The 5,009-nt window shown below is 73.7% G+C and carries 5 protein-coding genes and 1 pseudogene; 5 read left to right on the plus strand and 1 reads right to left on the minus strand.

The features are described from left to right. The first annotated feature begins 213 nt into the window (after positions 1-213). The 4 genes and pseudogenes from RIF68_RS27130 to RIF68_RS27145 all read left to right on the plus strand — a co-directional run bounded on the left by RIF68_RS27130 (position 214) and on the right by RIF68_RS27145 (position 3,517). Positions 214-1,134, plus strand: coding sequence for a sugar isomerase (locus RIF68_RS27130; RefSeq protein WP_309053929.1), 921 nt, complete (start codon positions 214-216; stop codon positions 1,132-1,134). An 87-nt stretch (positions 1,135-1,221) separates the two neighbouring features. Next, positions 1,222-2,058, plus strand: coding sequence for a class II fructose-bisphosphate aldolase (locus RIF68_RS27135; protein ID WP_309053930.1), 837 nt, complete (start codon positions 1,222-1,224; stop codon positions 2,056-2,058). Between the two features lie 97 nt (positions 2,059-2,155). Continuing rightward, entirely contained in the window at positions 2,156-2,926 is a 771-nt protein-coding gene (locus RIF68_RS27140) for an alpha/beta hydrolase (protein WP_309053931.1), read from the plus strand. A 53-nt stretch (positions 2,927-2,979) separates the two neighbouring features. Then, positions 2,980-3,517, plus strand: a pseudogene (locus tag RIF68_RS27145) (IS5 family transposase). Here RIF68_RS27145 and RIF68_RS27150 read toward each other — a convergent pair. After that, complete coding sequence (locus tag RIF68_RS27150; RefSeq protein ID WP_309053932.1) at positions 3,399-3,773, minus strand: HU family DNA-binding protein; 375 nt, start codon at positions 3,771-3,773, stop codon at positions 3,399-3,401. The pseudogene RIF68_RS27145 and the gene RIF68_RS27150 overlap by 119 nt on opposite strands. Between RIF68_RS27150 and RIF68_RS27155 the strand changes: the two genes are divergently transcribed. After that, complete coding sequence (locus RIF68_RS27155; RefSeq protein ID WP_309053933.1) at positions 3,772-4,644, plus strand: LLM class flavin-dependent oxidoreductase; 873 nt, start codon at positions 3,772-3,774, stop codon at positions 4,642-4,644. The two genes, RIF68_RS27150 and RIF68_RS27155, sit on opposite strands and share 2 nt — an antisense overlap. Positions 4,645-5,009: the final 365 nt, after the last annotated feature.

Consider the following 5,009-nt stretch of genomic DNA (forward strand, 5'->3'; position numbering starts at 1 on the left):
CTCCACCCTGCCGGAACCGGCGAGCAGTTCGAGGAGCGCGTTCCACCGCTCGTGCTTGGCCATGTGTGCCGTTCCCTCCCGCTCGTCCGCGCGTCCGATTCTAACCGCCGCGCTGCACGGAACCTGGCAAGTGACTGCGTGGATCTGCTTGAATCTGACGAGATGCGAGCAACTTCAATCATCACTCCGTCTCTCTGTTGCAAGGAGCGCCGCATGACCTCCCGTACCTCAGCGGAGATCGCCTCCCAGCCCGCCACCTGGCGGCAGGCGGCCCGCAGCCTCGGCCGGCACACCGCGGCCCTGCCCCGGCGCGGCGAGCGCGTCGCCGTCATCGGCTGCGGCACCTCCTGGTTCATGGCCCTGGCCTACGCGGAGCTGCGCGAGACCGGCGGCCACGGGGAGAGCGACGCCTTCGCCGCCTCCGCCTTCCCGTACGGCCGCCGCTACGACCGGGTCCTCGCGATCACCCGCTCCGGCACGACGAGTGAGGTCCTCGCCGTCCTCGCCCGGCTCCGGGGCGACGTGCCGACCGGAGCCCTGACGGCCGACCCCACCACGCCCGTCATGGACCTGGCCGACGCGGTCGCCGTCCTGGACTTCGCCGACGAGGAATCGGTCGTGCAGACGCGGTTCGCCACGACCGCCCTGGCCCTCCTCCGCGCCCACCTGGAGTCCGAGGACGCCCTGCCCGAGGGCGTCGCCACCGTGGAGGAAGCGGCGGGCGACGCCGAACGGGCCCTCGGCCTCCCCCTGGACGAGGCGCTCGTCTCCGCCGAGCAGCTCACCTTCCTGGGCACCGGCTGGACCTACGGACTCGCCCTGGAGGCCGGCCTCAAGATGCGCGAGGCGGCGGGCGCCTGGACCGAGGCGTATCCGGCGATGGAGTACCGCCACGGCCCCATCAGCATCACCGGCCCCGGCCGGGTGGCCTGGGGCTTCGGCGCCCTGCCCGCCGGGCTCGCGGACGAGGTCCGCAAGGTCGGCGGCACCGTGGAGGAGAGCGACCTCGACCCCATGGCCGACCTCGTACGCGCCCAGCGCCTGGCCGTCGCGTTCGCCGAGGCACGCGGCCTCGACCCCGACACCCCCCGGAACCTGACCCGCTCGGTCGTCCTGGCGGACCTCGATGACTGACCGCCCCTCCGGCCGGCCGCCCCTCCGGCCGCCCCTCCGGCCGGCCCCCGCCCCCGCCGCACCCGCCGTCCCCACGGGAGAAGGACCATGCCGCTGACGCCCACCGACGAGATCGTCCGCCGGGCCCGCACCGCCGGCCGGGGCGTCGGCGCCTTCAACGTCCTCCAACTGGAGCACGCCCAGGCGATCGTGGCCGGGGCGGAGAGCGCCGACCGGCCGGTGGTCCTCCAGATCAGCGAGAACACCGTCCGCTACCACGGCGCCCTGGAACCGGTCGCCCTCGCCTCCCTCGCCGTAGCCAGGGCGGCGAAGGTGCCCGTCGCCGTCCACCTCGACCACGCGGAGAACGCCGAGCTGGTGCACGAGGCGGTCGCCCTCGGCCTCGGATCCGTCATGTTCGACGCCTCCACGCTCCCGTACGCGGAGAACGTCGCCGCGACCCGCGAGGTCGTGGAGTTCTGCCACCGGCACGGCGTCTGGGTGGAGGCCGAACTCGGCGAGATCGGAGGCAAGGGCGGGGCGCACACCCCCGGAGTCCGCACCGATCCCGACGAGGCCCGCGCCTTCGTCGCGGCCACGGGGATCGACGCGCTCGCCGTGGCGGTGGGCAGCTCCCACCAGATGCTCACCCGTGACGCGGTCCTGGACTTCGAGCTGATCACCCGGCTGCGGGCGGCGATCGACACCCCGCTGGTGCTGCACGGCTCCTCGGGCGTCGCCGACGCCGACCTCACGGCCGCGGTCGCCGCGGGCATGACGAAGGTGAACGTCTCCACGCACCTCAACAAGGCCTTCACCCGGGCCGTAAGGGCGCACCTCGCGGAGAACCCGGAGGCGGTCGACCCCCGCCGCTACCTCGGCCCGGCCCGCACGGCGGTCGCCGCCGCCGTCGCCCACCTGCTGGCGGTGCTCTCCCCGGCCTGACGCGGGGGCGCCCGGACGCGCTGTCGGTGCCCCCTTCTAAGGTGGGTGCCGACCGTGCGCGCGGGTGTACGGCGTTCGGAACGGGGAGCGGGCAGGCATGCGGGAGTTGTACCTGGAGGACGAGCGGGCCCACATCCGGTGGATCGACCTGCCGGGCGAGGGGCCCGTGCGCGTCTTCGTCCACGGGCTGGGCTGCACGGGGGCCTCGGACTTCGCGCACATCGCGACGCACCCGGCCCTCGGAGGCGGCCGAGCGCTGCTGGTGGACCTCCTCGGGTACGGCCTGAGCGACCGGCCCGCCGGCTTCGACTACCGCATGGAGTCCCAGGCGGCGGCGGTCGCCGCGATGCTCGACCACCTCGGGCTCGCCGGCGTGGACCTGGTCGGGCACTCGATGGGCGGCGCCGTCGCGATCCAGCTGGCTGCGGCGCGTCCGGACCTCGTGGCCCGGCTCGTCGTGGCCGAGCCCAACCTCCGTCCCGGGGAAGGCGCGTTCAGCGGTCCCGTCGCCGCCCAGGAGGAGAAGGCGTTCGTCGCGGAGGGCTTCGCCCGCATGCTGGCCACCGGCGACCGTCCCGACTACACGGCCCGGCTGCGCCTCGCCGACCCGCTGGCGGTGCACCGCAGCGCGGTGGCGCTCGTCCAGGGCACCGTGCCGTCGGGCGGCGAGCTCCTCGTGGGCCTCGGCGTGCCCCGGACCTTCCTGGTGGGGGAGTGGAGCCTGCCCGAGCCGGACGCGGAGTGGATGGCGGCGGCCGGCGTCCCGGTACGCGAGGTCCCGGCGGCGGGGCACAACCTGATGCTGGACAACCCCGACGGGTTCGCCACCGCGCTGGCCCAGGCGCTCACGGATGGTCAGGGAGCCTAGACACTGTCCGGCGGATCATCTGACCAGCGGATTGCCGGCTCATTGCTCCGGGCATGGGGCGGGGTGATCCGACACATGCCGAGTGGGGCCGGCTGGAGCCGCACTTACCGGCGCCGGGACAGCGTGGCGGCCGGTGGAACGATCACCGCAGGGTGATCAGGGCATCCTGTTCCGGGCCCGAACGGGCATACCGTGGCGGGATCCTCCGGAGCGTTTCGGCAGCTGGAAGCCCGTTTATGAGCGGCACCGGCGCTGGTCGGCGGACGGCACGAGGGACCGGATTCTGCGTGCTGTCCCGGCGGAAGCCGACCTCGTAGGCCGGATCGACTGGAGCATGGTCAGCGTCGCTTCGACGTCCTGCCGTGCTCGTCAGCACGCAGCAGGGGCAGCACGAGAGGCGGAAGCAAGGGCGGCCGGCCGACCGGCTCCGACAGCGAGATCTGCGAACGCCGCAACGAGGTCGAGCGAACGATCAACCGGCTCGAGAACTCCGTGGCCGTCGCCCCTCGCCACGACAAGAGGGCTTATGTCGTCCACGGCACCATTCCCGTCGCCGCGATCCGGGGCGCTCGCCGCGAGCCATCGCGGTGAACGCGGCGCCCGGGCGGAGCACGATCCGCCGGCCTGCGGGGACCAGGACTCGTTCACCGGTCTGCGGATTGCGTGCGCGGCGCGCGGGAGTGTGGACCGCCTGGAGCCTGCCGAACCGGTCACGGAGACGGCGTCGCCGTCCAGGACGCGCCCGACCAGAGTGTCCAGCACCACTTCCAGGGCTTCGGCGGCAGCCGACCCCGTACCGGCAAAGCCGTTGATCACCTCTTCGGCCGGAACGTAGGTTTCGTCGCATGACGAATCTCCGGATCGGTGTGATGTACGACCGCGACTGGGTGCCCGAGGAGTTGCCCGCCTTCGCGCGGCGGGCCGAGGCGCTCGGCGCGGACGACCTGTGGGTGGTGGAGGACCTGCGCTGGAACGGCGGGGTGTCGGCGGCGGCCGTGGCGCTGGGCGCGACCGAGCGGCTGCGGGTGGGCATCGGGATTGCCCCGGCGCCGTTGCGCAGCCCGGCCCTGCTGGCGATGGAACTGGCCACGCTGGCACGGGTGTTCCCCGGCCGCCTGGTGGCCGGGATCGGTCATGGCGTACGGGAGTGGATGGAGCAGGTCGGAGTGGCGCCGCGCTCTCCGCTGGCCCTGCTGGAGGAGACGATCACCTCGGTGCGGGCGCTGCTGCACGGGGAGCGGGTCACGGTGGACGGGCGGGAGGTGCGGATCGACGGCATCGAGCTGGTGCATCCGCCCGCCGAGCCGCCGCCGCTGGTGGCGGGGGTGGTACGGCCGCGCTCGCTGGAGCTGTCCGGGCGGGTCGCGGACGGCACGCTGATCGCCGAGGGCCACGGACCGCGGGACCTGGAGCACATCCGGGCGCTGCTGGCCAAGGGCGGCGCGGGTGACGGCCACACGCTGAACGTGTTCGCGTTCGCCTGCGTCGGCGACGACCCCGAGGAGGTCGCGCGGACCCTGCACCCGCACACCGAGGGGCACGGCGCCTGGCTGGGCCGCCCGCAGGAGGAGGTCTTCACCGTCTCCGGCGACGCCGCCGGGGCCGCGGCACGGATCGACGCGCTGCGGGAGTCGGGCGCCGACACCGTCGTCCTCCGGTTCGTCGGCGCCGAGCCGCTGCGGCAGCTGGAAGCGGTCCTGGAGGCCGCCCGGCGCTGACCCGCCCTGCGTCGACACGCAGGTCAGCGGGCTCTCCTCGCTCCGGACCGGCTTCGCCGTGGACGACACGGCCCTAGGGGGTGTCTCGCCGATCTTTCCGGGCTCGCGCCGCCTGGCACCGCGCCTCGCCGCGTTGTCGTCGGTCGCCGATGCTCCGCAGGGATTCCCTCCTCCGCCTTGCGACGCACGGCGCCAGACGCCGCTCCCTGACCCGGCCTGATCGACAAGACACCCCCTAGGGGGGGCGGAACCCGGCCACCGTAGCAGCCCGTTCGCGCCACCGTGCGGGCGTTCGACGGGGATTCGATTGCAGAGTTGTGGCAGATGCATGACAAGGATTCAACTCCCTTGATCGGCGCGGCCGA

The organism is Streptomyces sp., from assembly GCF_031178505.1.
Classification (GTDB): Bacteria; Actinomycetota; Actinomycetes; order Streptomycetales; family Streptomycetaceae; genus Streptomyces; species Streptomyces gulbargensis.